The sequence below is a fragment of the Nocardioides alpinus genome, assembly GCF_900112035.1.
GTDB classification, from domain to species: Bacteria; Actinomycetota; Actinomycetes; order Propionibacteriales; family Nocardioidaceae; genus Nocardioides; species Nocardioides alpinus.
The window spans coordinates 316356-342391 of the sequence record NZ_FOKC01000003.1 but is presented as its reverse complement, the minus strand read 5'-3'; the positions used below and the strand labels follow the sequence as shown (position 1 = coordinate 342391).

Below are 26036 nucleotides of genomic sequence, written 5' to 3'. Positions count from 1 at the left end.
CGTCAGGCGCCGGGGGTCTGGGCGGGTGGGGCGGCGACGAAGCGTTGGCGCTGCTCGCCCAGGCCCTCGATCCAGCTGTGCAGCTGGTCGCCGTCCTGCAGGAACCTCGGAGGAGTGCGCCCGGCGCCCACGCCTGCCGGGGTGCCGGTGAAGATGAGGTCGCCGGGCAGCAGCGTGATGGTGGTGGACAGGCTGGCGATGAGTGCTGGCACGGACTGGATCAGGTCGCTGGTGCGACCGTCCTGCACGGTCTCGCCGTTGACAGCGCAGCCGAGGGCGAGGTCGTCCCGGTCCGGCACCGCATCGACGGTGACCAGCCAGGGTCCGACTGGCGCGAACCCGGGGAAGGACTTGCCGATGCTGAACTGGGGTGCCGGGCCGGCGAGCTGGGTGACCCGCTCCGAGATGTCCTGCCCGATGGTGAGGCCGGCGACGTGTCCCCAGGCGTCAGCTTCGTCGACGCCGCTGGCGCTCCGGCCGATCACGACGACCAGCTCGACCTCCCAATCGGTCTTGCCGCCCGGGGGCAGCACGATCTCGGTGTCGGGACCGGTGAGGCTGGTGACGAACTTGGTAAAGGTCGGTGGCAGACCCGTCGGCGGCTCGAAGCCGGACTCCGCGGCGTGGCTGCGGTAGTTCAGGCCGATGGCCACGATCTGGCGTGGCGCGGGGGACGGGCTGCCGAGCTGGTCGCGCGTGACGAGCACGGGTTGCTGGTCCGTCGTGTCGAGGGTGTCGGCCCACGCGTGGAACCCGTCCCAGTCCTCGTAGAGGGCCGGAAGGCCCGGGCCGAACTTGCCGGCGCTGGCCTCGGCGACGTCGATGCCGTGGATGACGCCGGTGCCGGTGACGGTGGTGATCAGGACGGCGTGGCCGTCCACGTTGGCGAGCTGCATGGTGTGCTCCTGGTTGGTGGTCGTCGGGGTCAGATGAGGGCGGTGATCTGCTCCTCGACACCGAGCAGCGAGCGCCCGTACAGCTCGAAGCCGATCTCGGGGTTCACCACGGCGTGCCGGCTGCCGGTCTCCAGGTCCCGCCACACGCGCTGCATCGGGTTGGCCTCGGCGAAGCTGCCGGCGCCGTGCACGTTGAGCAGCAGGTCGACGGCCTCGCGACAGCTGCGGGCAATGGTGCTGACGTCGGCCCGCACCCGCGCCCGAGTGGCGAAGTCGAGGTACTCCCCGGCTTCCGCAGCGCGGTCGATGTCGCCTGCGGCGCGCAGCATGTGCAGCTCGGCGGTGTCGATCAGCTGGGATGCCTGCGCGACCTGGAGCTGGGTGGTCGGGGCGAGCGAGGACTTCTCGTAGAACGTGTAGCTGATGCCACGTCCCTTGGCGAGGGAGGACTTGACGATCTCCAGCGCCTGCTTGGCGAGGCCCACCTGAGGGGCGATGAGCACCAGAGCGAGGACGGGCACCAGCGCCGAGCGGTAGAGCGACTCGTCCTGGTGCTCGGTGGGGTAGTCCCCGCCGATGGCCCGGGTCACGGAGAGGATCCGGTGGTCGGGCACGAACACCTCCTCGGCGACGAGGGTGTTGCTTCCGGTGCCGCGCATGCCGGCGACGTACCACGTGTCCTCGACCGACAGCTCGCTCATGGGGATCAGGGCCATGCCCTGGTCGATCGGCTCACCGGCGTCGTTCACGACGGGGATGCCCAGACCGGCCCACTGGGAGTGCAGGCAGCCCGACGCGAAGCCCCACTTGCCCGTGACGACGAGTCCGCCGTCGACCTTGCGGCTGGTGGCCGTCGGTGAGAGGACGCCGCACACGCGGGCAGCGGGGTCCTCGCCCCACACCTCTTGCTGGGCGCGGTCGGGGAAGAGCCCGGTCATCCACGAGCAGACGTTCATCAGCGTGCTGACCCAGGCGGTGGAGCCGTCACCGCGGGCCAGCTCGACGCTGACGCGCAGGGAGGTGGTGAGGTCGGTCTGGAGTCCGCCGAGGCGCGACGGCACGGAGACGCCGTAGAGGCCGGCGGCCTGGATGGCCTCGATGTTCTCCTCGACCACCCGGCGCTGCCGCTCCGTGGTCTCCGCATTGCGACGCAGCAGCGGCACCAGCTCGGCGGCGCGGGCCACGAGGTCGTCGCTCGTCGGTGCCGCGGCGGTCGCGGGTCGGTCTGCGGTGGTGAGTGTCATGAGAGCTCCTGCGGGTCGGCCGACCCTCGGGAGGGCCGCGATGGTGGGTGATCGCCGCAACAGTGCGACACACCTCACACGCGGCGCTTGCGTCGCCAGTCCAGAGTTCTGGCGGCCCGTTGGACTCGTGTGACGGCCATCACGTGAATGCAGATGCGAGGGCAAGATTTGGCCTTGCAGGCCAAGTCGGTCGAGAACGTGACGTGCTTCACTTCGGGAGTCGAGAGGAATCGTCCTCCTGCCGCCCGAGCTTCTGGAGAATCGGCCATGACACTGACCAGCCTGCAACCGCAGTTCGATGCGACGGCCTTTCGCCGTGCGCTGGGACACGTGCCGACCTCGGTGTGCGTCGTGACGACCGCCGACGACGACGGTCCGACGGGGATGACGGTCGGCAGCTTCACGTCGATCTCCCTGGACCCCCCGCTGGTGGGGTTCTTCGCCGGCTCCGGGTCCTCGACGCTCTCGCGCATTCGCGGGGCCGGGACGTTTACGGTCAGTCTTCTCAACGATGGGCAGGGCGCTCTTTGCCAGGCGTTCGCCCGCAAGGGGCAGGACCCGTTCGCGGGAGTCCCTCTCGTGGCGGGCGATCACGCCGCACCACGTCTGGCGGAGGCCCTCGGCTGGATCGACTGCGAGGTCGACTCGGTGGTGACGATCGGTGACCACGACGTTGTCGTCGGCCGCGTCGTCCGTCTCGACGTACCACCCCTGCCGCGCCGGCCACTGGTCTTCTTCCGCGGCACCCTGTGCCAGCTCGACGCGCGGACCGTGCCGAACCAGGGCAACTGGCAGCGTGACCACTACGCCGAATGGTGAGTCCTGAGGTGCCGGAGCAGTCCGATGGACGATGGCTGCTGACCCTGTCCGGATCGGGTCGGCACCTGCCTGCGAGCCATCCGCCGACCATCGCGATGGCGCGCGAGGTGCTCGGCCCCGCCGCCGTCGACTGGGCGGTGGACGTCGGCCACGAGATGGCCTCGACGATCATCGCCGAGATGCCCGTGCTGAGCGGCGGCGAGGAGGCGTTCGAGACGGTGCGGATGGGAACGGAGTCGTCGACGCTGCACTCGATGCTCATGCTGGTCTCAGAGGTGCCGACGACGAGCGTGGTTCCCGCCGAGGCGCTGGAGGGCGACCGCGACTTCGTGCGGCGAAAGATCCCGCTCGACCAGGTCCTTCACGGCATCCGCCTCGGCCACTCGATGATGGCTCGAGCCCTTCTGGAGGCGGCGTCGACGGTGGTCGATGAGCCTCTGCGCACAGTGGAGATGAAGCGCACGTCGGAGCTCCTCTTCCGCTTCATGGACGACTTCGCCTCGGGCATGGCCGCTGAGTACCTCACTGAGCACGACCGTTGGGTGACCAGTGCGGCCGCGGAACGGGCGGAGCTGGTTCGGACGATCCTTGACGGCCACATAGTCTCTTCGCCGAGTGCCTCGGGCACACTCGGCTATCCGCTGGACCGTCACCACCTGGCCCTTGTGGTGTGGCGCGACCCCGGGAGCGTGGAGACGCCAAGCGACCTGCAGCGGGTGGCCGCCCGGTTGCTGGAGGGCAGTGGTTGCAGCGCCAGCCTCGTCGTCCCTTTCGGGGCTTCCTCAGTGTGGGTGTGGTCCTCCTGGCGTTCCCGCGACGTCGAGCGACCGGCTCTCGTCAGCCCCGACGACGTTCCGGGGGTGCGCGTCGCGGTGGGTGCCATGGCGACCGGCGTCGACGGGTTCCGCCAGTCGCACCACGAAGCAGCCGAGGCAGCCGAGCTCGTCCGATCCTCCGCGCGTGTGCCAGATGCGGTGACGTGGTACGCCGACGTGGAGCTGGCCGTGCTGCTCAGCAGGGACCTCACCCTTGCCCGGGCGTTCGTGGCGCGCGAGCTCGGGCCGCTGGCCGCGAACACCAAGTCGGCCGCGGAGCTCCGGGAGACGGTGGCTGCCTACCTCGCCTGCGACCGAAGTCTCGCCCGGTCTGCGGAGATCCTCCACGTGGCCCGGAACACCGTCGCGTACCGGGTGAAGAAGGTCGAGCAGGAGACGGGCAGGGACCTACGCGTCCGTCGGCTCGAGCTCGAGTGTGCGCTGCGCCTGGCCGACGGACCGGGCGGAGTGCTGGACTCGTAGGTCAGTCGACCAACGGGATGGGGCCGGTGTCGTGCTTCGCTCCGGCGTGACTGTGCAGCGCGAGCAACGGCACTACGAGGACATCGACGATGACGTCGATGCGCTCCTGAGGCAGGTCCCCGCGGATGGCCAGTTCGTGGCGGCCGAGGTCGAAGGGGAGGGCTAGGACGGCGGTCGGGATGTCGGCCGTGCCGAGCTCGCCGCGGGCGCGGGCGCTGTGGATCGCTGGCTCGACCAGGTGCGCGCCCCACTGAGAGATGAGCTCGCCGATCGAGGCGGCCGAGTTCTCGTCCAGCTCGGCGAGGAGTCCGAGCATGGTGGCGCGGCCGGTGCCGAAGTTCTCCCGCATGGCGTGCAGTAGGGCCTTGAGGTCTTCGGCCAGGTCGCCGTGGTCCGGCGTCGTCACCACCTCCGTTCCGGTGGTCATGACCGCGGCCAGGACCATCTCCGCCCTGGTCGCCCAGCGCCGGTAGAGCACGGGCTTGCTCGTGCCTGCCCGAGCGGCAACGCCGTCGTAGGTGATCCCCGAGTAACCGCGATCGGCGAGCTCTGCGAGGACGGCTGATGCGATTGCACGCTCCAGCACCGCTCCGTGCCGACGACTCATGAAACTCCCTCGTTAGAAACGTTGCGTATCTTGCGCGACGACCTTACGGTGTGACGTAAGACACGCAGCGTATCCAATGAGCGTGCCGGACGCCAGCCGGGTCGGGCGATAAACCACCCGACTATTTTCACCCAAAACCTTGACAGTGACCGCCGTCACTGCCCAAGATTCAAACACCCGAAACATCCGGGTAGTTTCTGAAGGAGGTCGTCGTGAGTGAGTCCCCCGCCACCACCGCGGCCTTCATCGACGCGCCTGGAGCCGAGCCGCGATTGGGAGAGCTTGTCCTCCCGGCGCGTGCCGCCGGCACGACGCTGGTCGAGGTCGTCGCCGCACCGCTGAACCCTCTCGACCTCGCCATCGCGTCCGGCAGCTTCCACTCGATGCGCCACGAAACGGCGTACGTGCCGGGCAGCGAGTGCGTCGGCACCGTGCTCGAGTCCGACCGCCACGCTGTGGGAACCCTCGTCTACGCCGAGTGCCACGCGTCCCCCGCTCGCCCCGGCGCGCTGGCGACCCACGTCATGGTGGATGACGCCAACGTCCTGGTCCTGCCCAACGGCCCCGACCCCGTCCGGGCGGCAGCCGTCGGCAACGCCGGTGTCGCCGCCTACCTGCCGCTGATCGAGCGGGCGTCGCTGATGGCGGGGGAGCGGGTGCTCGTCCTCGGCGCCACCGGCGCCGTCGGACAGCTGGCCGTCCAGATCGCCCGCCTCAAGGGCGCGGGCCGGGTCGTCGGTGTGGGCCGCAACCCGCAGGCCCTCGAGCACCTGCGTGCGATCGGCGCCGACGCGACCGTCGACCTGCGACCCGACGAGAGCGCCGAGGAGCTGACCGTCAGGTTGGGAGACGAGATCGGCACCGCCGACGTCGTCCTCGACGGCCTGTACGGCACCCCGCTCGAGGCCGCACTGCAGGTCTGCGCCCCCGGCGCCCGCATCGTCAACATCGGCAACATGGCCGGCCCCACCGCCCACGTGCCGGCCGGACTGCTCCGCGGCAAGCAGCTGACGCTCACCGGCTTCGCCGGACTGCACACCTCGCTCGCCGACAAGGAGCCCGCCCTGCGGTGGCTCTGGTCCGTTCTCGCCGCCGGCGACCTCCACGTCCAGGTGCAGATGCGCCCCCTCGACGAGCTCCCCGAGGCCTGGCGCGCACAAGCAGCCTCACCCCACGCGAAGTGCGTCCTCCTCCCCGGAGACCACACCGATCGAACCACCACCCCTGCCCGTCGGGACGTCCCGGCCAGCCTTGGAAGCGAGAAGTGATGAGCACCCACCAGTCAGCCACCGAGCAGCTCACCGGAGTCTTCGCCGGCCCGATCTGTGGCCTGAGGTACGAGACGCCCACCGAGTCCGGTCTCACCAACGACCGCGGCGAGTTCCACTACCGCGAGGGCGAGGCCGTCACCTTCTTCGTCGGAAACCTGGTCCTCGGAGCCGTGGCGGCAGCCCCCCGGCTCACCCTCGCCCACCTGGTTCCCCGCGTGGACGGCAACATCGACAAGCTCCACGACCCGATCGTCACCAACCTCGCCCGCTTCGTGCAGACCCTCGACGAGGAGGGCAACGGTGAGGGCGGCGTGCGCATCTCGCCGGTCGTCCACGAAGTCATCGGCGTCAACGCCCTGAACTTCAACCAGGCCGACACCGACGCAGCCGACGTCGTGGCCACTGATGGCGGGGGAGGAGATGCCAAGCAGATGGTCGGTTTCTCGGGGGACAACACCATGACCTTCGCGAGCGACGCGCTGGTCGCCGGCTTGCTCGAGAAGCTCAACGCCACCGAAGGCGTCTTCACCGCCAACCAGCCGCGCACCCTGCGCGACGCCGCCGCTGCCCGCAACGAGCTGCGACGCAACATCCGCGGCATCGTCAAGATGACCGACGTCGAGATCCCGCTCCGGGACGGGTCGTACGTCCTCGCCGACGTGTTCCGCCCGGCCGACGACGGCCAGCACCCCGTCGTCATGAACAAGGGCTTCTACGGCAAGAGCTTCGACCACGGCGTCATCGCCGACGACGCGAGCGCAGCCCAGAAGGAGAAGCTGGAGGACCGCTACTTCTCCGGCAACCCCGACGGCCTGCAGTACGAGAACCACGAGAGCGTGGACTCCGCGACCTGGGTCCCCGAGGGCTACGTCTGCATCCGCGTCGACTCACGGGGCGTGGGCCGCAGCCCCGGTCTCCAGGCGCCCTTCAGCGTCCAGCAGGCCGAGGACTACTACGACGCCATCGAGTGGGCCGGCACCCAGCCCTGGTCCAACGGCCACGTGGGCCTGTGGGGCATGTCCTACCTCGCGATCACGCAGCACACCGTCGCCAGCCTCCAGCCCCCGCACCTCAAGGCCATGATCGCCCTCGGCACTGACGCCGACCTCTACAACGAGGCCTTCTACGGCGGCGGGCTGTTCGGTGAGGGCTTCTGGATGTGGTGGCGCAAGGCGATGGCCGGCCACAACTTCGTCGGCGAGCGCCAGGAGACCGACTGGTTGGAGCAGGTCCTCAAGACGCCCTTCAACGACCCGGAGGCCTACGGCCACAACGGCTCGGTCTTCATGCGCCCCCAGCTCGAGAAGGCCACCGCGCCCGTGTGGATCGTCGGCCCGCAGACCGGCGTCGTCATCCACCAGGCCGGCAGCAGCGAGACCTTCATCAACTCGTCCGGTGTCACCGACAAGAAGTTCGACTTCGTCGACGCCTGGTTCCCGCACAGCTACACGGCGAACACGGTCGCGGAGCACATGCAGTTCTTCGACCACTGGCTCAAGGGCGTCGACAACGGAGTCATGGACAGCGCCCCGATCCGGGTGCAGGTGCGCACCGGCAACGGCGGCCACTTCGTCTCGGAGGAGTCCGAGTGGCCCATCGCACGAACCGACTACCGGCGCTGGTACCTCGACGCGACTCCCGCCGAATGGGCGGGGGACGGTCGCCGCGCCGACTTCCTGCGTGTCAGTGCCTCGCCGCCCACCACCGCAGCCAGCACGACGTACGACGCCCACCTCGACGTCGGCCACCCCTCCATGGCGCCGGTCGGTCCCATCGGTGGCACACCCCGATGGTCCACGGGAGCGACGTTCATCAGCGAGCCGATGACCGAGGACATGGTCCTTGCCGGCTACGGCAAGGCCGGGCTCTGGGTCTCCTCCACCAGCTTCGACATGGACGTCTTCGTGTCCCTGCGCGTGATCGACGAGAACGACCGTGAGATCCGCTACGAGAGCCTCGTGCCTCCCGTGGACCCGTCCAACATCCACCCCGCCTGGACCGGACTGCTGAAGGTCTCGCACCGCGCGCTGGACGAATCGCGGTCCACCGACTACTGGCCGGTGCACACGCACCTCGAGGCCGACCACGCGCCGCTCGAAGCGGACGAGGTCGTGGCCATCGAGGTCGGGCTCCACCCGAGCAGTGCCCGGATTCCACGCGGTGCCCGTCTCCGCGTCGACATCCAGCCCTACACGCCGGCCGGCGTGCCCTCTCGGGCGTACGACACCAGCTACCACGTGGACGCCACCAACACCGTCCTCACCGGCCCCGACCACCCGAGCTACATCCAGCTGCCGATCGTGCCCGCGCGATGACCGCCTACCTGCAGGAGACGCCCACGATGACCGAGACCGACACCCGTGCCGAGCGGGTCGCCACGATCCTCGAGAAGGTCCGTGCCCTCGGACCCACCCTGCGTGATCGCGCCGTGGAGGCCGAGCGAGCGGGACGCCACTCCGACGAGACGATCGCCGACCTGCACGCCACTGGTGCGTTCGACATCGCGAGCCCCAGTGAGTACGGCGGCTACGAGCTGACCGTGCGCCAGCAGCTGGACGTGGTCGCCGAGGTCAGCAAGTGGGACGGCTCGGCCGGATGGATCGTATGGGGCGGCTGCTCGACGAACTGGCTGCCAGTCGGCACCGGCGCCAAGGTCGTGGAGGAGGTGTACGCCCCTGAGTGGGTCGGTCCCCGCGTCTCCGGCTCCAGCCACTTCCCGGCGTCGCGCGGAAAGGCCGTGCGCGTCGCCGACGGCTGGGTCCTCTCCGGCGGCCCGTGGACCTTCGCGACCGACTCCCTGTGGTCGCCGTTCACCAACCTGGGCTGCATCGCCGACGACGGCGAGGGCCCCTACCTCGTGGCCGTCCAGGTGCCGCGTGACGAGCTCCGGTTCCTCGACGACTGGCACGTCGCCGGCATGAAGGGGACGGGCAGCGTCTCGGTCGAGCTCAAGGGCGACGACCTGTTCGTCCCTGCCTACCGCGGCGTCGACTTCCGCGAGATTGCCGCCGGCACGCACGACAGCGGGCTCAGCGGGTCGCTGTGGCACGTCCCCTCCCTCGGCTGGGCCTTCAGCACGATGGCCGGGATGTCGATCGGCTTGGCGAAGGGCACACTGGAGCGCTTCCTCGAGCGATCCAAGGGCCGACCGATCCGCGGCACGACGTACAAGAACCAGCTCGACGCGCCCCTGACCCACCTGATGCTCGCCGAGGTCCACACCAAGATCCAGGCCGCGACCCTGATGGCGCAGGCCAACGCCGACGAGACCGACCGACTCGGCGAGCTCGCCGCCGCCGGCACCCCTGCGTCGCCCGAGCACATGCAGGACTTCATGGCCCGGGTGCTCCTCGAGACGTCGTACGCCGCCAAGTGCTGCGCCGAGGCCATCGAGCTCCTGCAGCGCAACTCCGGCTCGACCGCCATCCAGGACAGCGAGCCGATCCAGCGCGCTTGGCGCGACGCCCGCGTCATCACCCTGCACGGCGCCCTCAACCTCGAGGCGCTCTCGGAGAACTACGGCCGGCTCATGGCCGGAAGCGAACCGCACAAGGTTGCGGGGATCACCACCTTGGACCGCTTCGCGCCGGCACCGCTGGCACAGGTCCGCTGATCTCTCGGACACACCGCCCTCGTCGACCGACGAGGGCGTGGCTCGACGCACCCTCACACACCCACATGAGACGAGACACCCATGAAGATCCGCACCATCCTCAGTCCCGCCCTGGTGGCGATGCTCGCCTTGAGCACCGCGGCCTGTGGTGGTGGAAGTGACGACGAACCGGCAGCGGCAGCCGCAGCCGAGGGTGGCCTCACCAAGGTCAACCTCACGAGCCTGGCCATCGGCCAGGTGGCGCCCTTCGTGCTGGCCGAGAAGGAGGGCATCTTCGAGGACCACGGCATCGACCTCGAGATCTCCTTCGTCGAGCCCGCCGCCCTCGTGCCGACGCTGATGAGCGGCGACGCCGACCTCATCTGGGGCAACCCGCCGGCGCTGATGGCCGCCCGCGCCAACAACGTGCCGATCAAGTCCGTGACCACTGTCTCCACTGCCGGCGACGACCCGAGCACCTTCCCGATCCAGGTCATGGTCTCTCCGGACAGCGACATCAAGACGCTCGAGGACCTGGCCGGCAAGAAGATCGCGACCGCATCGCTGTTCCAGCTGCCCGACCTCGCGCTCATGGAGTCCCTGGACCAGGCCGGTGTGGACGCGTCGAGCGTCGAGTTCGTCGAGATCCCGTTCCCCAACATGGGCGAGACCCTCGCCGCCGGTCGCGTGGACGCCATCATCTCCACCGAGCCCTTCGTCACCATCCTGAAGGGCAGCGGCGCCGCAGTTCCCCTCGTGTCGGTTTCGGAGGGACTCCCCGCGACGACGCCGATCTCGGCCCTCCTCGCCTCGGAGAAGTGGATCTCCGACAACTCGGACGTGGTCGACGAGTTCCGTGCGGCGGTCGACGAGGCCACCGAGTATGCCCTCGCCCACGACGATGAGGTGCGCGCAGTGATCCCGACGATCACCGAGGTGCCCGAGGACCTCGCCGGCGTGATCTCGCTCGCCCCGATGGACACCACCGACGACGCCGCCGGCTGGGACGCATGGGCCGACCTGCTCGTCCAGGTCGGTGTCATCGACGAGAAGCCGGACTCAGCAGATGCCTTCCTTGCTGACTGACATCCCCCGGCCCGTCCGGCGCACGCTCCAGGCGTGCGCCGGGCTGGCCACCCTCGTCCTGCTGTTCGAGGGGATGCGAGCGGTGGGCCTGCTGCCCACCACCAGCGTCCCGTCGACCGGCGAGATCCTGGGCGCGCTGCGCACCTCGGTGGTCGACGGCGACATGGTGTCGGCGATCGGCTACACCGTCCTCGCCTGGCTCCTGGGCCTGCTGGTGGCCACCGCCATCGGCATCCCCAGCGGCATCGCCGTAGGACTCTCGCGCTGGGCGGACCGGGCGACCCGCAGTGCCGTCGAGATCCTGCGCCCCGTCCCCGCCGTGGCGCTCGTCCCCGTCGCCATCGTGCTCTTCGGCATCGAAGTGCCCATGCAGGTCTTCCTCATCGCCATCGCCTGCGTCTGGCCGCTCCTGCTCGGCGCCCGCGGCGGCGTGCGCGCCGTCGACCCGCTGCAGGTCGACACTGCCCGCTCCTTCGGGCTCGGCCAGCTCGCCATCATCCGACGGGTGGTCCTGCCCGCGACCGTCCCCGCGATGGTGACGGCGCTCCGGCTCAGCGCGAGCCTCGGCGTGGTCGTCGCCGTCGGAGCCCAGCTCATCTCGGGCAGCCCCGGACTCGGCAGCCTGCTGGTCAGCAGCCAGAACGCCGGCAAGAACGACGTCGTGTGGGCCTGTCTCCTGGTCACCGGGGCGCTCGGCGTCGTCATCAACCTGCTCCTTGCCTCCGCCGAGCGCGGCATCGCCGGCTGGCAGGCACTCTCGACGGAAGGACGACGATGAAGGCCCCGACGTTCCGCTCCGTCACCCACCGCTCCGTCGGCTGGATCTTCGTACTGGTGCTGATGGGCCTGTGGGAGATCGCCGGACGGCGCGACGCCAGCGGGCTCTTCCCTCCCTTGTCCGAGGTGCTGACCGAGACCCTCGAGGTGCTTCGGTCCGACGCCCTCACCAACGACATCCTCCCGTCGGTCGCCCGCGCGCTCGCCGGCTTCGTCCTCGGTTCGGCGGCCGGTATCGCGCTCGGGGTCGTGCTCGGCTGGTGGCGTGCCCTCGAGCCCTGGACCACCGCGCCGCTCGAGTTTCTCCGGGCTGTACCGGTGCCCGCCCTCGTCCCGCTCGCGGTCGCCCTCTACGGATCGACCGACCCGATGAAGGTCGGCATCATCGCGCTCGGCGCCTTCTGGCCCGTCCTGCTCAACACGGTGGACGGCATCAGGCGGGTCGACCCCGGCTACATCGAGAGCGCTCGGGTCTACACCTCTGGCTCCAGCTTCTCCATCCTGCGCCGCGTGGTCCTTCCCGCGGCGACGCCGCAGATCACGACCGGGCTCCGCATCGGCCTGGCCATCTCCCTGATCCTCATGGTGGTCAGCGAGATGTTCGGCGCCTCGTCCGGGCTCGGCTACCTGGTCCTGCAGTCCCAGCGCCTCTACGCCATGACCTCCATGTACGCCGGTGTGGTCATCCTCGCGCTGGTCGGTCTTCTGCTCACCGCGCTCTTCTCGGCCGTCGAGAAGCGCGCCATGTCCTGGTTCGACGGAATGAAGGGCCGCACCTCATGACCATCTCCACCACCACCTCACCTGCCCCGGTCCTGCTGTCGGCCGACGGGATCGGCAAGACGTACGTCGGCGAGAAGGGCGCCCAGGTCGAGGCCATCGGCGACGTGTCGTTCACCGTCGCCGAGGGCGAGTTCGTCGCCATCGTCGGACCGTCCGGCTGTGGCAAGACCACCCTGCTGCGCACCATCGCCGGCCTGCTGAAGCCGAGCCGCGGCGAGATCCGGTTCGACGACAAGGCCGTCCGCCGCGTCCCCGACGGCTTCGGCATCGTCTTCCAGGAGTACAACCGCAGCCTGTTCCCCTGGCTCACCGTCCGCAAGAACGTCGAGTTCGGGCTCAAGGACCTGCCCCGGCAGTTGCGCACCGAGAGGGCCGCGGAGGCGCTCGCGCGCGTCCACCTCGCCGGTGTGGAGGACCAGTACCCCTGGCAGTTGTCGGGTGGCATGCAGCAGCGGGTCGCGATCGCGCGTGCCCTGGCCACCCACCCGCGGGTGCTGCTCATGGACGAGCCCTTCGCCTCGGTTGACGCCCAGACCCGGATCAACCTCGAGCTGATGACCGCCGAGATCTCGGCGGAGCTCGGTCTGACGACCCTGCTGATCACCCACGACATCGACGAGGCGATCTTCCTCGCCGACCGCGTCTTCGTGCTCAGCGCCCGGCCGAGCCACGTGCTGATGGAGGTCGCCGTCGATCTCCCGAGGCCACGTGACGAGCTGGCCACCAAGGCCGACCCGCGCTTCCTCGACTACCGCCGCACGGTCTACGACGCGATCGTGCACCCCACCACTGACACCACTCCCATCGCCACCACCATCCCACGAGCAGAGGTCCTGACATGAGCCAGGTAGAGAAGCGCTACGAGCCGTCCCAGTACGCCGCCACCCCGGCGCACGGCATGACGACCGAGTTCAAGCCGGGGACGCAGACCCTGGCGCCTGGCTACCAGCTGGCCCCGATGTTCCTTCCGCTCTCGAGCGAGATCGTCTTCGAGAAGGACGTCGCAGTCACGCTGCGCGACGGCGTCACGATCTACGTCGACGTGTTCCGTCCTGCCGGCACGGAGCAGGTGCCCGTGATCGTCGCCTGGAGCCCCTACGGCAAGAGCCACGGATCCTCCCCGATGGTCCTCGGCCTGCTCGGCATGCTCGGGCTCGACAACTCGGCCCGCTCGGGCCTCGAGAAGTTCGAGGGTCCGGACCCGGCCTACTGGTGCGCCAAGGGCTACGCCGTCTGCAACCCCGACCCGCGCGGCATCGCCCACTCCGAGGGCGACAGCGCCATGTTCGGACGCCAGGAGGGGGAGGACTGCCACGACCTCATCGAGTGGCTGGCCGAGCAGGAGTGGAGCAACGGCAAGGTCGGGATGAGCGGCACGTCCTACCTCGCGGTCGCGCAGTGGTTCACCGCGGCAGAGCAGCCGCCGCACCTCGCCGCGATCAACCCGTGGGAGGGCTTCAGCGACATCTACCGCGACCTCGTGATGCGCGGCGGCATGCCGGACATCGGCTTCGGCGAGCGCCTGCAGAAGCAGAGCTACATGGGGCAGAACCAGCGTGAGGACATCCTGTCCGAGGTGGAGGAGCACCCCCTGGTCGACGACCTCTGGGAGGACAAGACCCCACGCTTCGAGCAGGTCACCGTCCCGGCATACGTCGTGGCCAGCTACTCCAACACCCTGCACACGGCCGGCACGTTCCGCGGCTGGCGAAGGATCGCCTCGACCGACAAGTGGCTGCGCGTCCACAGCACGCAGGAGTGGCCCGACTTCTACCGCGAGGAGAACGTCGAGGACCTGCGGCGCTTCTTCGACCGCTTCCTCAAGGGCGAGGACAACGGCTGGGAGCAGACCGCACGGGTCCGCTACAGCCTCCTCGACCTCGAGGGCGGCGACAGCGAGGGCCACGAGGCCACGGAGTTCCCGCCCACCGACGTGAGCTCGGTGAAGTACTACCTCGACGGCCGCACGCGGTCCCTCACCACCGACACGCCTGCGACGGAAGTGCCGGCCGAGTACGACGTCGCCATGGGCCCGGGACTGGTGTCGTTCACGACCCGATTCGCCGAGGAGACCGTGCTCGTCGGCTACCCCAAGGCGCACCTGTGGGTCGAGGCCAAGGGGTCCGACGACATGGAGCTGTTCGTCCTGCTCCAGAAGCTCGACGCCCAGGGCACCCCGCTCCAGGAGTTCACGGTGCCGAGCCGGAGCGCGGTCCTGCACGACCTCACCGAGAAGGGCTCGTCCGTGCTGCGCTACAAGGGCTCGAACGGGCGACTCCGGGTCTCGGCGCGACACCTGGACGATGCGCTGTCGACCGACGACGTCCCCGCGCACTCGTTCGACCGGGTCGAGAAGCTCGAGCCCGAGCAGGTCGTCGAGGTCGAGATCGACCTGCTGCCGATCGGGCTGGTCCTCCACGCGGGGGAGCAGGTCCGTGTGGTCATCAGCGCGCAGAACCCGCTAGGCCCGCACATGCCCATGACCCGCGACTACGTCGCCCAGAACAAGGGGCAGCACGTGATCCACACCGGCGGCTCCCGCCCCTCGTACGTGCAGCTGCCCGTTCGCTCCTGACACTCCCCGCCGACACAGACAAGGACACCCGCATGACCAGCAACGACGACAAGGCCGAGATCATCGAGGCGCTCAACATGTACGGCTTCGCGCTGGACGCCCGCGCCTGGGACCTGTTCGACCGCGTCTTCACCCAGGACGTGGAGGCCGTCTTCGGCCCGGCAGGCGCGGCGTGGGTCGGCCTCGACGTCTTCAAGAAGTCCTTCGCCGAGTTCCACGACACCCTCGACAGTCACGTCCACACGATGATGGGCCAGCTCGTCCACGTGGACGGCCACACCGCCAACGCCTTCAGCTACGGCAACTGGCTGCTCGTGCGCCACGCGGCCGAGGGCGGTTCGTCCTGGCTCGGCACGGGCTACTACGACGACGAGCTGGTCCGCACCCCGGACGGCTGGCGCATCAAGCGCCGGGTCTGCCGCCTGCTGTCCTGGAGCGGCAACCCGTCGGTCCCCGAGCCGCAGCGCGAGCACCAGCCCGACATGACCTCCAAGGGCCTGCACCAGTTCGCCGAGGAGGGCGACATCGCGTTCCTCCGGGCCGTCACGGGCAAGTAGCGCTGTCGTGATCCTCGTGACCGCCGCCAACGGCAACCAAGGCAAGCTGCTGGTGCCGCGACTGGTAGCTGCCGGCGCCGAGGTCCGTGCCTGGGTGCGCTCGGAGTCCTCGGCCGACGCGCTGCGGGCCGCCGGCGTCGCCGAGGTCGTGGTCGGCGACCTCTCGGCGCCGGGCGCGATCGCTGCGGCCGTCCGCGGCGCGGACTCCGTCTACTACGTGGGACCCGCGCTCCACCCCGACGAGACTGCGACGGGAGTCGCGGCAATCGACGCCGCCCGCGAGGCCGGCGTGCAGCACTTCGTCCTCAGTTCCGTCCTGCACCCGAACATCCCCGAGCTCGTCCAGCACCAGTCGAAGCTGGAGATCGAACAGCACCTGGTCTCGTCGGGACTGGAGTTCACCATCCTTCAGCCGGCCAACTACATGCTGCGGCACCGGCTGGTGCCGGCCTTCGAGCACGGCGTCTTTCGACTGTCTTGGTCCTTGGATCGACGGCAGTCCATGGTCGACGTGGACGACGTGGCAGAAGTGGCGGCTTCGGTCCTCCTCGACTGCCAGTCCCACGCCAGCGCCACGTACGAGCTGGTCGGTCCCGGGCGCTTCACGGCACACGACCTGGCGAGGATCATCGCCGAGGTGACCGGACGCGAGGTGGAGGCGGAGCAGATCGACCCCGACACCTTCCTGAAGGCGGCTCTAGGCGTCGAGAGCCTGGATGCGTTCCCCTACCAGGCGCGGGTGCTGCGGGCGATCGGTGCGAGGTACAGCAGCCATGACTTCGTCGGCAACCCCCACGTCCTGAGCTGGTTGCTCGGGCGCGAGCCCACGACCTTCGAGCAGTTCGTACGCCGCGAGCACGAGGCCTACCGAGGAGCAGCACATGTCTGAGAGGACCGACTCCATGTCACAGGCGATAGATCCCGCGCTCTTCCGAGAGACCCTGGGCCACTACCCGACCGGTGTCGCCGTGGTGACAGCAGTGGGGGAGGACGGCAGCCCGGACGGCATGGTCGTCGGGACCTTCTCCTCGGTCTCGCTCGACCCGCCCCTCATCGCCTTCTTCCCGGCCATCGGCTCGGGCAGCTTCACGCGGCTCAGGTCGGCGGAGACCTTCTGTGTCAATGTCCTGGCCTCGGACCAGGAGCCGCTGTGCCGGCAGATCGCGATGCGCCAGAAGGGCAAGTTCGACGGCGTGAAGTGGCGGCCGGGACCACTCGGCTCTCCCATCCTCGAGGACGCGGTGTCGTGGATCGAGTGCACCTTCGAGGACGTCCGCGAGGCGGGAGACCACTACATCGTCCTCGGCCGGGTCCACCACCTGGCCGTCGAGCGGTCGACTCTGCCGCTCCTGTTCTTCCAGGGCGGCTACGGCCGGTTCTCGACCGGCTCGTTCATCGCCGCCCCCGACCCCGAGCTGATCCAGGCCGCCCGGCTGGCGGAGACGGTCCGCTCCGAGGTCGAGAGCCTCAGCACGGAGTTCGGCGTCAACGTCAGCGTGCTCGCCAAGATCCGCAACGACGCCGTCCAGGTGCTTGCGGCCACTGGGGGAGACGTGGCCGAACCCGTCCCCCTCGGGCACCGCCAACCGATCATCCCCCCGCTCGGCGCCGTCTTCATGGTCGGCTCGACGACCGACGAGGTCGACGACTGGCTGGGCCGGGCGCCGAAGGACGGGACCGATCGGCGGGAGCGGTACGGCGTGCTGCTGGAGAAGGTGCGCGAGCGCGGCTACTCGCTGCTCGCCGCGGAGCCGGACGTGATGGAACGACACGAGCAGGCGCTGTCCGAGTTCGAGAAGTCCGACCGACTGCCTCGCCACGAGCGGGCCGTCCAGCAGGTGACGGCGGAGCTCGCCGACCTCTTCTGCCCCGACCTCGTGCCCGGCGAGACGTACGACGTCGCGTCGATCGTGGTCCTCGTGCCACAGGTCGAGGGCGTCCCCCCGATGGCCGTGCGTCTGACCGGCCTACCCCCTGCCGCGTCGACGACGCAGATCGAGGAGTGGGTGCGACGGCTCCACGAGGTGGCTGCCTCAGCCGGCGGGTGAGAGATCCGTCAGGGCACGAGTGCCGCATCGGGCGAGGACGGCCGATCGGGCGCCTCCTCGACCATGTCGGCACCCACGCTGATCCCGCGGTGCGCCTCGACGGCGTCGCGCGTGCGGTCGAGGTCGCCGGAGATGATCGCTTCCACGAGCTGCGTGTGCACTGCGACGCGGGACGCGAGGTACTCCTCCGCGTCCTCCTTCTCCTCCGTCTGCGCATGCACGGTCAGCTCGGCGACGCAGCGGATCGTGCCGACATACACCGCGCGCGCGAGCTCGTTGGGCGTGACGGCCGCGATGCGTTCGTGCAGGGTCCAGTTGGCCGCCATGAAGGCCGACCAGTCGTCGCCGTGGTCAGCCATGGACTGCATGCACCGGCGCAGGTCGACGACGTCCTCCGGCGTGTGGTGCCGGGCCGCGTCGAGCGCGATCAGCTCCTCCAGGGCCTCCCGCACCGCGATGGCGTCACTGACCGTCGACTGGCCGTCCGTCACCGTCAGCAGCGTGCGACGCAGCCGTACGACCGGGCTGATGGACGCGACGAACAGGCCGCCGCCCCGCCCGGGCCGGATCTCGACGGTGCCCCGCTCGGCGAGCAGCCGGGCCGTCTCGCCGATGGTCGCGCGGCCGTAGCCGGTCGCCTCGCGGAGCTCTTCCATGTTCGCGATGCGCTCACCGGTCTGCAGCCCGCGCTGGACGATCGACTGCTCGATCTCGGTCGCGAGCTGCTGGGCGCGAGCGGGCGGCTTGGAAAACATACGGGCAGTTTAGCGGCTTCCCTTGACAGACATGGGCAACGTGCCCAAGATCTAACTACCCGAACCATCCGGGTAGTTTATGGACGGAGAGACATGCGACTGACAGGCATCCGGCACGAGGGACGCGTGGTCGTCGCCGCCGTGACCGACGAGGGACTGCGGCTGCTGGCTGAGGTCGCTCAGTTCTGGCAGGACCCCTACCGGTTCACCAACCTCTCGTACGTCGCCACGTGCACGGTCGTGCCACGCGGCGGTGCAGAGCTGGTGCCGCCGGTACGCCCGGACGCCCGCATCCTCTGCGTGGGGCTCAACTACGCCGAGCATGCCGCAGAGGGCTCCTTCGCCTCGGTCGCACTGCCCGAACACCCCACCGTCTTCGGCAGATGGACACCGTCCCTGGCCGTCTCCGACCACGAGGTCGTCGTCCCCGTCGACGAGCCCGGCCTCGACTGGGAAGCAGAGCTCATGGCCGTCGTGGGCAAGCCGCTCTCGGTCGCCACCCTCGACGAGGCAGCCGACGGAGTCTTCGCCTACGCCTGCTTCAACGACATCACAGCCCGTCGCGCCCAGAAGCTCACCACCCAGTGGACGATCGGCAAGAACGTCGACGCCAGCGGCCCCATGTCGGACCTGGTGACCGTCGACGAGGCCGGCGACCCGTCCAGCGGCCTGCGGATCACCGCACGCGTCAACGGGGAGCTGACCCAGGACGGCCGCACCGACCAGATGATCTTCCGCGTGCCGGACCTGCTGGCCTTCCTCAGCCGTTCGTTCACGCTCCGCCCGGGGGACCTCGTCGCCACCGGCACTCCCAGCGGTGTCGGCTATGCGAGGACGCCGGCCTGGCTGCTGCACGACGGAGACAGCGTCGAGGTCGAGATCGAAGGCATCGGATCGGTCCGCTCCCACGTGGTGGCTCATGCGAGCGCAGCGCGTACGTCCGCTGAGCACGCCAAGGTCGGGTAGTCGCGGTGGCCGTTTACCAGGACCCCGAGGTCGACACGGTCGACTGCGTGGTCGTCGGCGCCGGCCCAGTGGGCCTGCTCACCGCCCTGCTGCTGGGCAGGGAGGGGTGGCGCGTCGTCGTCGTCGAGCGCTGGCCGGCGAGGTATCCCCTGCCGCGTGCCTGCACCATCGACCACGAAGCCCTCCGCATCCTCCAGTCCGCCGGAGTGATGTCGGAGCACGCCGACCTGTTCGAGCCCTCGAGGGGCGAGCGCGGTGGCTACCAGATGCGCAATGCCGACGGGGAGCTGCTCAAGGCCATCAACTGGAACCGGGCGGCAGAGTCGGGCTGGGCCAACACCAACGGGTTCTACCAGCCGGACCTCGAGGCGGCGCTCGAGCGCATGGTCGAGGACCTGCCCTGCGTCGACCTGCGGCGCGGCTGGACGGTCGCCGACGTCGACGACACCGGTGACCACGTCCTCGTCGAGATGTCCGGCACCGACGACGAGACCCGCCGAGAGACCGTCCGCGCGGACTGGGTCGTCGCCGCCGACGGCGCCAACAGCGTCGTACGCCAGCTGCTCGGCATCGAGAGCACCGACTCCGGCTTCGAGGCGGACTGGCTCGTCGTGGACTACCAGCCGCTGGTCGACCGTGACTGGGACGCCTTCGTCACCCAGCACTGCGACCCCGCCCAGCCGGCGACCGCGGTCAAGAGCGGCCCCGGGCGCCGACGCTTCGAGTTCATGCGTCGTGAGGACATGAGCCTGGACGAGCTGGGCCGCGCGGAGACCGCATGGCGGCTCATGGAGCCGTGGGACGTCACTCCCGACAACGCACTGCTCGAGCGCCACGCCGTCTACACGTTTCGTGGCCGCTGGGCCTCGGAGTGGAGCCGTGGACGCGTCTTCCTGGCGGGCGACGCGGCACACCTCATGCCGCCCTTCCTCGGACAGGGGCTCTGCGCCGGGCTCCGCGATGCGCGTGCCCTGACCTGGCGGCTGCTTCTGGTTCAGCGGGGCCTGGCCGATCGCCCGCTCCTGGATTCCTACGGTCCGGAGCGTCAGGAGCACGTTCGCGTGATCATCGACGAAGCCGTCACCGTCGGACGGGTGATCTGCGAGACCGATCCCGAGCGCGCAGCCCTGCGCGACGCTGAGATGCGAGCCGAGCTCACGGACCCCTCGGCGCTCACCGTCGAGCCTCCGCACCCGCGGCTCGGCGAGCCCTCCCTCACCATCCCCAGTGGCGGCGCCGAGGGCAGGCTCTCGCTGCAGGGGCGGGTGGAGGTCGACGGGCGGGCCGGGTTGTACGACGACCTCGTCGGCGCGGGCTGGCAGCTGATCGGTTGGGAGGCCGACCCCAGCGCCGGGCTGACCGCGGACGACCTGGCGTGGCTCACCAGCATCGGCGGCACCGTACGAGCCGTCGGTCCGGACGGACCGGTGCGTGACGTCGACGGGGCGTACGCCCGGTGGTTCGCCGAGCACGAGTGCTCGCTCCTCCTCGCCCGCCCCGACTTCTACGTCTTCGGCACCGGCACCCCGGCCGACGCCCCGCGGCTGCTCGCCGCGCTCCGCTCCATGCTCACTCCGATCCGCCACCAACACCCAGAGGACGTTCTGACGCCATGACCATGCGCATCACCCGGCTCGCCGACGCCGAGCCCTTCAGTCCCGTCGGCCACGAGGGAGTCGGACCCGTGCGCCTACAGGGTGGGGACTCGTTCCCGACGACCGAGTTCACCGTGGTCCTGTCCCACTACCTCCCCGGCGCCTCCGCAGCGCTGTCGCCCCAGGTGGCCGAGACCGTGTACGTCGTGCTCTCCGGCGCGCTCGTGATGGCGAGCGAGGGGGAGGAGGCATCGCTGGAGCGCCTCGATTCGGTGCACTTCACGCCGGGGACGAAGCGCACGGTGGAGAATCGCACGACCGAGCCGGCCAGCATGCTCGTCATCCGGTCGCTGCACGAACCCATGGAGGTGCCCGAGTGAGCGCGACGCACGACCACCCCGCACCTGCCGCGGGAGCGTCCGAGTCGGCGCGCCAGCACCCGCCGGCGCACCGATCCGTCCCGGGTGACTTCAATGCCACCCTGGTGACGTTTGCTGCCATGGCGCTCTACGACCACCTCGACGGTGAGCAGCGCACCCGTGCGGTCGTGCCCCTGGGCGACGACAACCGCACGCACTGGAACTTCCTGCCCGAGTCCGGGCGCCGCGGCGTGCCGCTGCGCGACATGAACGACACCCAGCGCTACCTCGCGCACCGACTGATCGCGCAGTGCCTCTCCGTCGAGGGCTACGCCCAGGTGGTCCAGGTCATGTCGCTCGAGCACGTCCTGCGCGAGCTCAACGCCCCGGTGTTCGGTCTCGCCGCGTCGCACTTCCGTGACCCCGAGGGCTATTTCCTCACCTTCTTCAACCAGCCGCAGCCGGACAGCGACTGGGGCTGGCGTCTCGTGGGCCACCACCTGTCCCTCAACTTCACCGTGGCGGGCCAGGACGTGATGGCTGCGACGCCGCTGCTGCTCGGGTCGGAGCCCGCGCGGCTCGGCCCGTTCCGCATCCTCGGTACGGAGGAGGACCTTGGCTTCGCGGTGCTGGGCCAGCTGGACGACGACCAGCGGGCCACGGCGACGATCCATGCCACGCCCCCGCCGGACTTCGCGAGCCGGTGCGTGCCCGTCCTCGGTGACGAGGAGTGGCCGGACGTCCATGGGGTGGGCCGACGCGACGCCCCCATCACCGATGCTGACCGCGAAGCGTTGAAGTGGGTGCGCAACCAGCCGCGCGGCCTGTCCCGCGCACGTATGGGTACTTCTCAGAAGGAGGCCTTCGACGAGCTGACCGAGTCGTTCGTCCTGAGGCTCAAGCCCGAGCAGGTGGGCCGGGAGATGGACCGGATTCGAAACGCCGGCCAGGACGACCTGCACTTCGTCTGGGCGGGCTCGCACCGCATCGACGAGCCGCACTACTTCCGGCTCGAAGGCCCCGTGACCCTCGTCGAGTTCGACAACACCGAGGACAACGCCAACCACGTGCACTGCGTGTGGCGCGACCCCACCAACGACTTCGGTGTCGACATCCTCGCCCAGCACCGAGCCGCCCAGCACGCAGGACCCGCCAGCTCGTCGCACGATGGCTAAGGCCCGTACGGGCGGCGCAGGACCACTTGCTGGAGTGCTCGTCGTCGACCTGTCCCGCGCCCTGGCCGGCCCCCACGCCGCGATGATGCTGGCCGACATGGGCGCCCGCGTCATCAAGGTGGAGTCACCGTCCGGCGACGACAGCCGCGGCTGGGGCCCTCCCTTCGTTTACCCCGGAGACGGACTGCCCGCGGAGGCGACGTACTTCCTCTCGGCCAACCGCAACAAGGAGTCCGTGGTCCTCGACCTGAAGACAGCGGCAGACGGCGCCGTCCTTGCGGACCTGGTCCGGCGCGCTGACGTGCTCGTCGAGAACTTCCGCCCAGGCGTCCTTGACCGGCTGGGTTTCGGGACCAACGAACTGTTCGAGCTCAACCCGGGCCTCGTCCTGCTGTCGATCACGGGCTTCGGCCACGACGGCCCCGAGGCGCCGCGGGCCGGATACGACCAGATCGCCCAGGGCGAGTCCGGCCTCATGTCCATGACCGGCGCCGGGCCCGACGACCCGCAGAAGATGGGCGTGCCCATCTGCGACCTGCTGGCCGGGATGAACGGAGTCTCGGGCGTTCTGGCGGCGCTCCTCGAGCGGGAGCGGACCGGGACCGGGCAGGTGGTGCGTACGTCTCTGCTCGCAGCCGGCATCTCGGTGCACGCCTACCAGGGGACGCGTTGGACCGTCGGGCGGGAGGTGCCGCAGGCCGGGGGCAACCACCATCCCTCGATCGCGCCGTACGGCATGTTCCGTTGTGCCGACGGTGCCGTGCAGCTGGCCGTGGGCAGCCCGCAGCTGTGGAAGCGGCTGTGCGATGCCTTCGGCCTCGACGCTGCCGATCCGCTCTTCGCGACGAACGACGACCGTGTCCGAAACGGGGCGGAGCTGGTGGCTGCGCTCGAGGTGGCCTTTGCCGACATCGCTAGTGCCGACCTGCTGTCGCGGCTGTCCGAGGCGGGTGTCCCCGCCGGTCGGGTCCGCACCCTCGACGAGGTCTACGACTGGGACCAGGTCGAGAGCCAGGGGCTCAAGGTGTCGGTCGACCATCCCCGACTGGGACCGGTCACGTTGTCGGGACCCCCGCTGCGGTTCTTCGATCCGGCAGGGGAGGAGATCACAAAGGTCGACCACCAGGCACCGCCGGTGCTGGATGCACACGGAGCAGCGGTCCGGTCATGGCTCGAGGGAGACGTGTCGTCATGAACGCCGACGACGGGATGCTGCGGCGGTCTCCGGCTCTTGCTTGGGTCGTGCGTGCACTCATCCGCCACGGCTGCACGGTGTCCTGTATCTCGCCGGCGCGGTGCATTGGGCTCGGGCGACCGTTGGCTGTGCAGGCGTACGCGAGGGCGGGACTCCGGGAGATCGAGGACTTCCTGCAGCGCCGGAGCTGAAGCGCGGGCATAGGCGTCGATCACACCGGATTCCGCTCGCTGTCACAAACTAGCCACTTACGGTCCGATCACGTCCATGCCAAGGCACTACACTCCGAAGTGAAGTGCAACGTCTCCCCGCGTGAACCCGAGGAGATCCGCGATCATCCAAGCCGTTCCGCAGCGCTCGATCTCTTCCAGAGGTCGCAGGTTCAAATCCTGCCCCCGCTACAAAGTTTCAGGCCCGGAGATCACCGATCTCCGGGCCTGAAGGCATTTGAGACTTGATCCGACTGTCACAAGCCCGCCAGAGGCCCCGCCTCGAGACCACTCCGAGGCGCACCGGTGGTCGCTCAGACCGATCTGGCCACCCGCGCCAGACGCGCCTGAGACTGAATCGGGTCGCGCGGACTCCCTACCTCCACGTCGGCGAGGTCGGCGCGGAACGGGCGGCTGCACCCGGTCAGGGCCAGGACGATTCCGGATGCGACCGCCGCGTCGCAGCACCGCTTGAGACCCTGCACTCCGTCGACGTCGGCCGAGGTCACTCTCGTGAGGTCGATCCCCACGAAGTGGGAGCCCTGCCGTAGCGCCACGTCGAAGCAGCATTGCAGGTCATACGCGGCCACGACGTCCAGAGTGCCGTCGACCTCGATGGAGGTCACTCCTGAAGAGGCAGAGGAAGTGATGTGGTGCATCCGACGACTCGGCTTCGGATAGGGGGCTGGTGTGGTTGCGTACGACACCCACTGTAGGAGCCGAGGGCGCCTCATCCACGTGTCTTCTCGATATGTTCACGCGCACGACACACAGCTCGCTGCGCACTTCGTCAGTGGCGGGAGCAGCAGGAGATCGGGTGTCGCGCCTCGAGCGCGGCCGGCAACACGAGACAGCGAGGTCGGTCAGGCGTGGTCGCGCCACCGTTGTCGAACGTTGACCTCGACGTTCACGTCCTCGACGAAGCCCTCGGCACTCTGCAGATCCTTGCGTCGGAGCTTGACGGAGAACGGATCATCCCTGTGATGCGCCGGCGCCGGGTTCCCACGCACGGCGACCCTGACCACGGGCCGGCCCTTGCGGGTGAGTGCGAGCGACGCACCCAGGACATCGCCCCACCCGACGCGCCTGACCCGTTCGATGCCGCGCTTGGAGGACCGTCTCTGCGACTGGACGAAGGTCAAACCGTCCAGGTCCGCATCTATGCGAGTGTGACGGCTGAACACCTGGGTGACTGGCACGCGCGAGTGGACCACACTCAGGTGAACAAGATGCCGAGGTGGCCACGAACGCATCGGTCAGCACGTGCCGAGTCGACGCGCCACAGCGAGCTTCGCCGGCCGACCACCCCTGTGCACGAGGTGCGGGGTCTAGGGGGTGATGCGGGCTACTGCGGTGATCAACGGGTGGTCGGTCGCGAGCCGCGTGCTGTAGGCGTCCTTGAACCTGGAGAAGGCCACGTCGGAGGAGCCCATGATCCAGTCGATGCCCTTGTTGAACGACGGTGCATCGCACACACCGTTGACGTGGGAACCTCCGGCTGCTGCGTGCATGTCACCCGACTCGGTGAAGGCGCAGAAGAACGTGGCCCGGGCGTTCATGTCACCCAGGACGACGACCGGGACAGGGTCGGCGGTGTGGCGGTAGCGCAACACCTCGGCGAGCTCTTGTTGGGTGGCTTCGTCGCGGAGCGCCTCGGCAGGGCCTCTGACGTCGGCTGGGTTGTGCACCGACATGACGACCAGGTGTTGCCCTGTGGCGCGTTGGCGCAACGTGACGACGGGGGTCCGTGCCAGCCGGCCGTGATAGGTGCGGGTTCGGATCGTGTGTCCCTCGATGAATGTGAAGTCATCCATGCGCCAGACCACTGCCTTGTTGCTCGCATCGAAGATGCGGTACTCAGGGGCGAGGCTCCTGAACTTTCGGCGTGCGGAGCGCTCGAGCTCCTGAAGACCAGCGATGTCGATGCCACTTCTGCGGAACAGCTTCACGGTCCGTCTGGTGCGCACCGTGGAGTGGGGAAACTGAGCACGTCTGGGATTGCGCCCGTCGGTGTGCGAGGCGAACAAGGAGTTGTAGGTGGCCACCTTGAACGGTGGACCGAGGTGTGACGCGGCCGCTGCCGTCGAGCTGGCTTCGCCTCTGGAGGGATCGGGCAACACCACGCCCGATGCGGCGCTCGGAACCATCGCCACGGAGACAACGATCGAGGTGAGCAAGAACGCCCACGCAGCCGTACGCGTGGTGGTGCGCGTCGTCGTCACGGTCCGG

Annotated in this window: 25 protein-coding genes; 18 read left to right on the top strand and 7 right to left on the bottom strand. The window is 69.3% G+C overall.

What is annotated here, in order from left to right; translation table 11 throughout:
• Positions 1-2: 2 nt before the first annotated feature.
• Together BM127_RS09385 and BM127_RS09380 are read right to left on the bottom strand one after the other, a co-directional pair.
• A complete protein-coding gene (locus BM127_RS09385; RefSeq protein WP_091197743.1) occupies positions 3-896 on the bottom strand; it encodes a fumarylacetoacetate hydrolase family protein in 894 nt (297 codons plus the stop codon).
• A 29-nt stretch (positions 897-925) separates the two neighbouring features.
• The gene (locus tag BM127_RS09380; RefSeq protein ID WP_091197740.1) at positions 926-2140 is read right to left on the bottom strand and encodes an acyl-CoA dehydrogenase family protein; all 1215 of its coding nucleotides are present in this window, start codon (positions 2138-2140) and stop codon (positions 926-928) included.
• 174 nt (positions 2141-2314) lie between these two features.
• On the opposite strand from BM127_RS09380, the gene BM127_RS09375 reads away from it, so the two are divergent.
• Together BM127_RS09375 and BM127_RS09370 are read left to right on the top strand one after the other, a co-directional pair.
• Positions 2315-2959, top strand: a complete 645-nt coding sequence (locus tag BM127_RS09375) for a flavin reductase family protein (protein ID WP_198554418.1) — start codon at positions 2315-2317, stop codon at positions 2957-2959.
• An 8-nt stretch (positions 2960-2967) separates the two neighbouring features.
• Entirely contained in the window at positions 2968-4257 is a 1290-nt protein-coding gene (locus tag BM127_RS09370) for a PucR family transcriptional regulator (RefSeq protein WP_175507364.1), read from the top strand.
• 1 nt (position 4258) lies between these two features.
• Here BM127_RS09370 and BM127_RS09365 read toward each other — a convergent pair whose 3' ends face one another.
• Positions 4259-4864 (bottom strand): TetR/AcrR family transcriptional regulator, encoded by a 606-nt coding sequence (locus BM127_RS09365; RefSeq protein WP_198554419.1) that lies wholly within the window; start codon positions 4862-4864, stop codon positions 4259-4261.
• Between the two features lie 212 nt (positions 4865-5076).
• Between BM127_RS09365 and BM127_RS09360 the strand changes: the two genes are divergently transcribed.
• From BM127_RS09360 to BM127_RS22535, 11 genes are all read left to right on the top strand, one after another.
• Positions 5077-6132 carry a quinone oxidoreductase family protein gene (locus BM127_RS09360; RefSeq protein ID WP_091197732.1) on the top strand — a complete coding sequence of 352 codons (1056 nt, stop codon included), beginning with the start codon at positions 5077-5079 and terminating at the stop codon, positions 6130-6132.
• Positions 6132-8450: a CocE/NonD family hydrolase gene (locus BM127_RS09355; RefSeq protein ID WP_091198000.1), complete on the top strand. Its 2319-nt coding sequence runs from the start codon at positions 6132-6134 to the stop codon at positions 8448-8450. Before BM127_RS09360 ends, BM127_RS09355 begins: the two co-directional genes overlap by 1 nt.
• Positions 8447-9748: an acyl-CoA dehydrogenase family protein gene (locus BM127_RS09350; RefSeq protein ID WP_091197729.1), complete on the top strand. Its 1302-nt coding sequence runs from the start codon at positions 8447-8449 to the stop codon at positions 9746-9748. The genes BM127_RS09355 and BM127_RS09350 overlap by 4 nt, the downstream gene beginning before the upstream one ends.
• 81 nt (positions 9749-9829) lie before the next feature.
• A complete protein-coding gene (locus BM127_RS09345) occupies positions 9830-10813 on the top strand; it encodes an ABC transporter substrate-binding protein (protein WP_091197727.1) in 984 nt (327 codons plus the stop codon).
• Positions 10794-11591: an ABC transporter permease gene (locus tag BM127_RS09340; RefSeq protein ID WP_091197724.1), complete on the top strand. Its 798-nt coding sequence runs from the start codon at positions 10794-10796 to the stop codon at positions 11589-11591. The genes BM127_RS09345 and BM127_RS09340 overlap by 20 nt, the downstream gene beginning before the upstream one ends.
• Positions 11588-12373 carry an ABC transporter permease gene (locus BM127_RS09335; RefSeq protein ID WP_091197720.1) on the top strand — a complete coding sequence of 262 codons (786 nt, stop codon included), beginning with the start codon at positions 11588-11590 and terminating at the stop codon, positions 12371-12373. The genes BM127_RS09340 and BM127_RS09335 overlap by 4 nt, the downstream gene beginning before the upstream one ends.
• Positions 12370-13215, top strand: a complete 846-nt coding sequence (locus BM127_RS09330) for an ABC transporter ATP-binding protein (protein ID WP_091197717.1) — start codon at positions 12370-12372, stop codon at positions 13213-13215. Before BM127_RS09335 ends, BM127_RS09330 begins: the two co-directional genes overlap by 4 nt.
• On the top strand, positions 13212-14948 hold the full coding sequence (locus BM127_RS09325) for a CocE/NonD family hydrolase (RefSeq protein WP_091197716.1): 1737 nt from the start codon (positions 13212-13214) through the stop codon (positions 14946-14948). Before BM127_RS09330 ends, BM127_RS09325 begins: the two co-directional genes overlap by 4 nt.
• Before the next feature lie 32 nt (positions 14949-14980).
• Entirely contained in the window at positions 14981-15505 is a 525-nt protein-coding gene (locus BM127_RS09320; protein ID WP_091197713.1) for a nuclear transport factor 2 family protein, read from the top strand.
• A 7-nt stretch (positions 15506-15512) separates the two neighbouring features.
• Entirely contained in the window at positions 15513-16394 is an 882-nt protein-coding gene (locus tag BM127_RS09315; protein WP_091197709.1) for an NmrA family NAD(P)-binding protein, read from the top strand.
• Complete coding sequence (locus tag BM127_RS22535; RefSeq protein ID WP_091197706.1) at positions 16387-17553, top strand: flavin reductase family protein; 1167 nt, start codon at positions 16387-16389, stop codon at positions 17551-17553. The genes BM127_RS09315 and BM127_RS22535 overlap by 8 nt, the downstream gene beginning before the upstream one ends.
• A gap of 8 nt (positions 17554-17561) precedes the next feature.
• Here the strand turns inward: BM127_RS22535 and BM127_RS09305 are convergent, their stop codons facing one another.
• A complete protein-coding gene (locus tag BM127_RS09305; protein WP_091197703.1) occupies positions 17562-18308 on the bottom strand; it encodes a FadR/GntR family transcriptional regulator in 747 nt (248 codons plus the stop codon).
• Between the two features lie 93 nt (positions 18309-18401).
• Between BM127_RS09305 and BM127_RS09300 the strand changes: the two genes are divergently transcribed.
• The 5 genes from BM127_RS09300 to BM127_RS09280 are packed head-to-tail and all read left to right on the top strand — an operon-like array spanning position 18402 to position 23598.
• Positions 18402-19274 (top strand): fumarylacetoacetate hydrolase family protein, encoded by an 873-nt coding sequence (locus BM127_RS09300; RefSeq protein WP_091197701.1) that lies wholly within the window; start codon positions 18402-18404, stop codon positions 19272-19274.
• Positions 19275-19279: 5 nt separating this feature from the next.
• Positions 19280-20890, top strand: coding sequence for a bifunctional 3-(3-hydroxy-phenyl)propionate/3-hydroxycinnamic acid hydroxylase MhpA (gene mhpA, locus BM127_RS09295; RefSeq protein ID WP_091197699.1), 1611 nt, complete (start codon positions 19280-19282; stop codon positions 20888-20890).
• Positions 20887-21249: a cupin domain-containing protein gene (locus tag BM127_RS09290; RefSeq protein WP_198554420.1), complete on the top strand. Its 363-nt coding sequence runs from the start codon at positions 20887-20889 to the stop codon at positions 21247-21249. Before mhpA ends, BM127_RS09290 begins: the two co-directional genes overlap by 4 nt.
• Positions 21246-22403, top strand: coding sequence for a DUF3500 domain-containing protein (locus tag BM127_RS09285; protein ID WP_091197697.1), 1158 nt, complete (start codon positions 21246-21248; stop codon positions 22401-22403). Before BM127_RS09290 ends, BM127_RS09285 begins: the two co-directional genes overlap by 4 nt.
• Complete coding sequence (locus BM127_RS09280; protein ID WP_091197694.1) at positions 22396-23598, top strand: CaiB/BaiF CoA transferase family protein; 1203 nt, start codon at positions 22396-22398, stop codon at positions 23596-23598. The genes BM127_RS09285 and BM127_RS09280 overlap by 8 nt, the downstream gene beginning before the upstream one ends.
• A gap of 523 nt (positions 23599-24121) precedes the next feature.
• On the opposite strand, the gene BM127_RS09270 is transcribed toward BM127_RS09280, so the two are convergent.
• The 3 genes from BM127_RS09270 to BM127_RS09260 all read right to left on the bottom strand — a co-directional run bounded on the left by BM127_RS09270 (position 24122) and on the right by BM127_RS09260 (position 26029).
• A complete protein-coding gene (locus BM127_RS09270) occupies positions 24122-24433 on the bottom strand; it encodes an STAS domain-containing protein (RefSeq protein WP_157829617.1) in 312 nt (103 codons plus the stop codon).
• A 237-nt stretch (positions 24434-24670) separates the two neighbouring features.
• The gene (locus BM127_RS09265) at positions 24671-25006 is read right to left on the bottom strand and encodes a hypothetical protein (protein ID WP_139227700.1); all 336 of its coding nucleotides are present in this window, start codon (positions 25004-25006) and stop codon (positions 24671-24673) included.
• A gap of 129 nt (positions 25007-25135) precedes the next feature.
• Positions 25136-26029 carry an endonuclease/exonuclease/phosphatase family protein gene (locus tag BM127_RS09260; protein WP_101228957.1) on the bottom strand — a complete coding sequence of 298 codons (894 nt, stop codon included), beginning with the start codon at positions 26027-26029 and terminating at the stop codon, positions 25136-25138.
• Positions 26030-26036: the final 7 nt, after the last annotated feature.

Bases quoted from the DNA above. Each gene is read 5' to 3' on its own strand.
- BM127_RS09305 (WP_091197703.1), bottom strand. From the start codon at position 18,308: ATGTTTTCCAAGCCGCCCGCTCGCGCCCAGCAGCTCGCGACCGAGATC.
- BM127_RS09345 (WP_091197727.1), top strand. From the start codon at position 9,830: ATGAAGATCCGCACCATCCTCAGTCCCGCCCTGGTGGCGATGCTCGCC.
- BM127_RS09330 (WP_091197717.1), top strand. From the start codon at position 12,370: ATGACCATCTCCACCACCACCTCACCTGCCCCGGTCCTGCTGTCGGCC.
- BM127_RS09300 (WP_091197701.1), top strand. From the start codon at position 18,402: ATGCGACTGACAGGCATCCGGCACGAGGGACGCGTGGTCGTCGCCGCC.
- BM127_RS09320 (WP_091197713.1), top strand. From the start codon at position 14,981: ATGACCAGCAACGACGACAAGGCCGAGATCATCGAGGCGCTCAACATG.
- BM127_RS09355 (WP_091198000.1), top strand. From the start codon at position 6,132: ATGAGCACCCACCAGTCAGCCACCGAGCAGCTCACCGGAGTCTTCGCC.
- BM127_RS09380 (WP_091197740.1), bottom strand. From the start codon at position 2,140: ATGACACTCACCACCGCAGACCGACCCGCGACCGCCGCGGCACCGACG.
- BM127_RS09335 (WP_091197720.1), top strand. From the start codon at position 11,588: ATGAAGGCCCCGACGTTCCGCTCCGTCACCCACCGCTCCGTCGGCTGG.
- BM127_RS09340 (WP_091197724.1), top strand. From the start codon at position 10,794: ATGCCTTCCTTGCTGACTGACATCCCCCGGCCCGTCCGGCGCACGCTC.
- BM127_RS09280 (WP_091197694.1), top strand. From the start codon at position 22,396: ATGGCTAAGGCCCGTACGGGCGGCGCAGGACCACTTGCTGGAGTGCTC.
- BM127_RS09385 (WP_091197743.1), bottom strand. From the start codon at position 896: ATGCAGCTCGCCAACGTGGACGGCCACGCCGTCCTGATCACCACCGTC.
- BM127_RS09365 (WP_198554419.1), bottom strand. From the start codon at position 4,864: ATGAGTCGTCGGCACGGAGCGGTGCTGGAGCGTGCAATCGCATCAGCC.
- BM127_RS22535 (WP_091197706.1), top strand. From the start codon at position 16,387: ATGTCTGAGAGGACCGACTCCATGTCACAGGCGATAGATCCCGCGCTC.
- BM127_RS09290 (WP_198554420.1), top strand. From the start codon at position 20,887: ATGACCATGCGCATCACCCGGCTCGCCGACGCCGAGCCCTTCAGTCCC.
- BM127_RS09325 (WP_091197716.1), top strand. From the start codon at position 13,212: ATGAGCCAGGTAGAGAAGCGCTACGAGCCGTCCCAGTACGCCGCCACC.
- BM127_RS09350 (WP_091197729.1), top strand. From the start codon at position 8,447: ATGACCGCCTACCTGCAGGAGACGCCCACGATGACCGAGACCGACACC.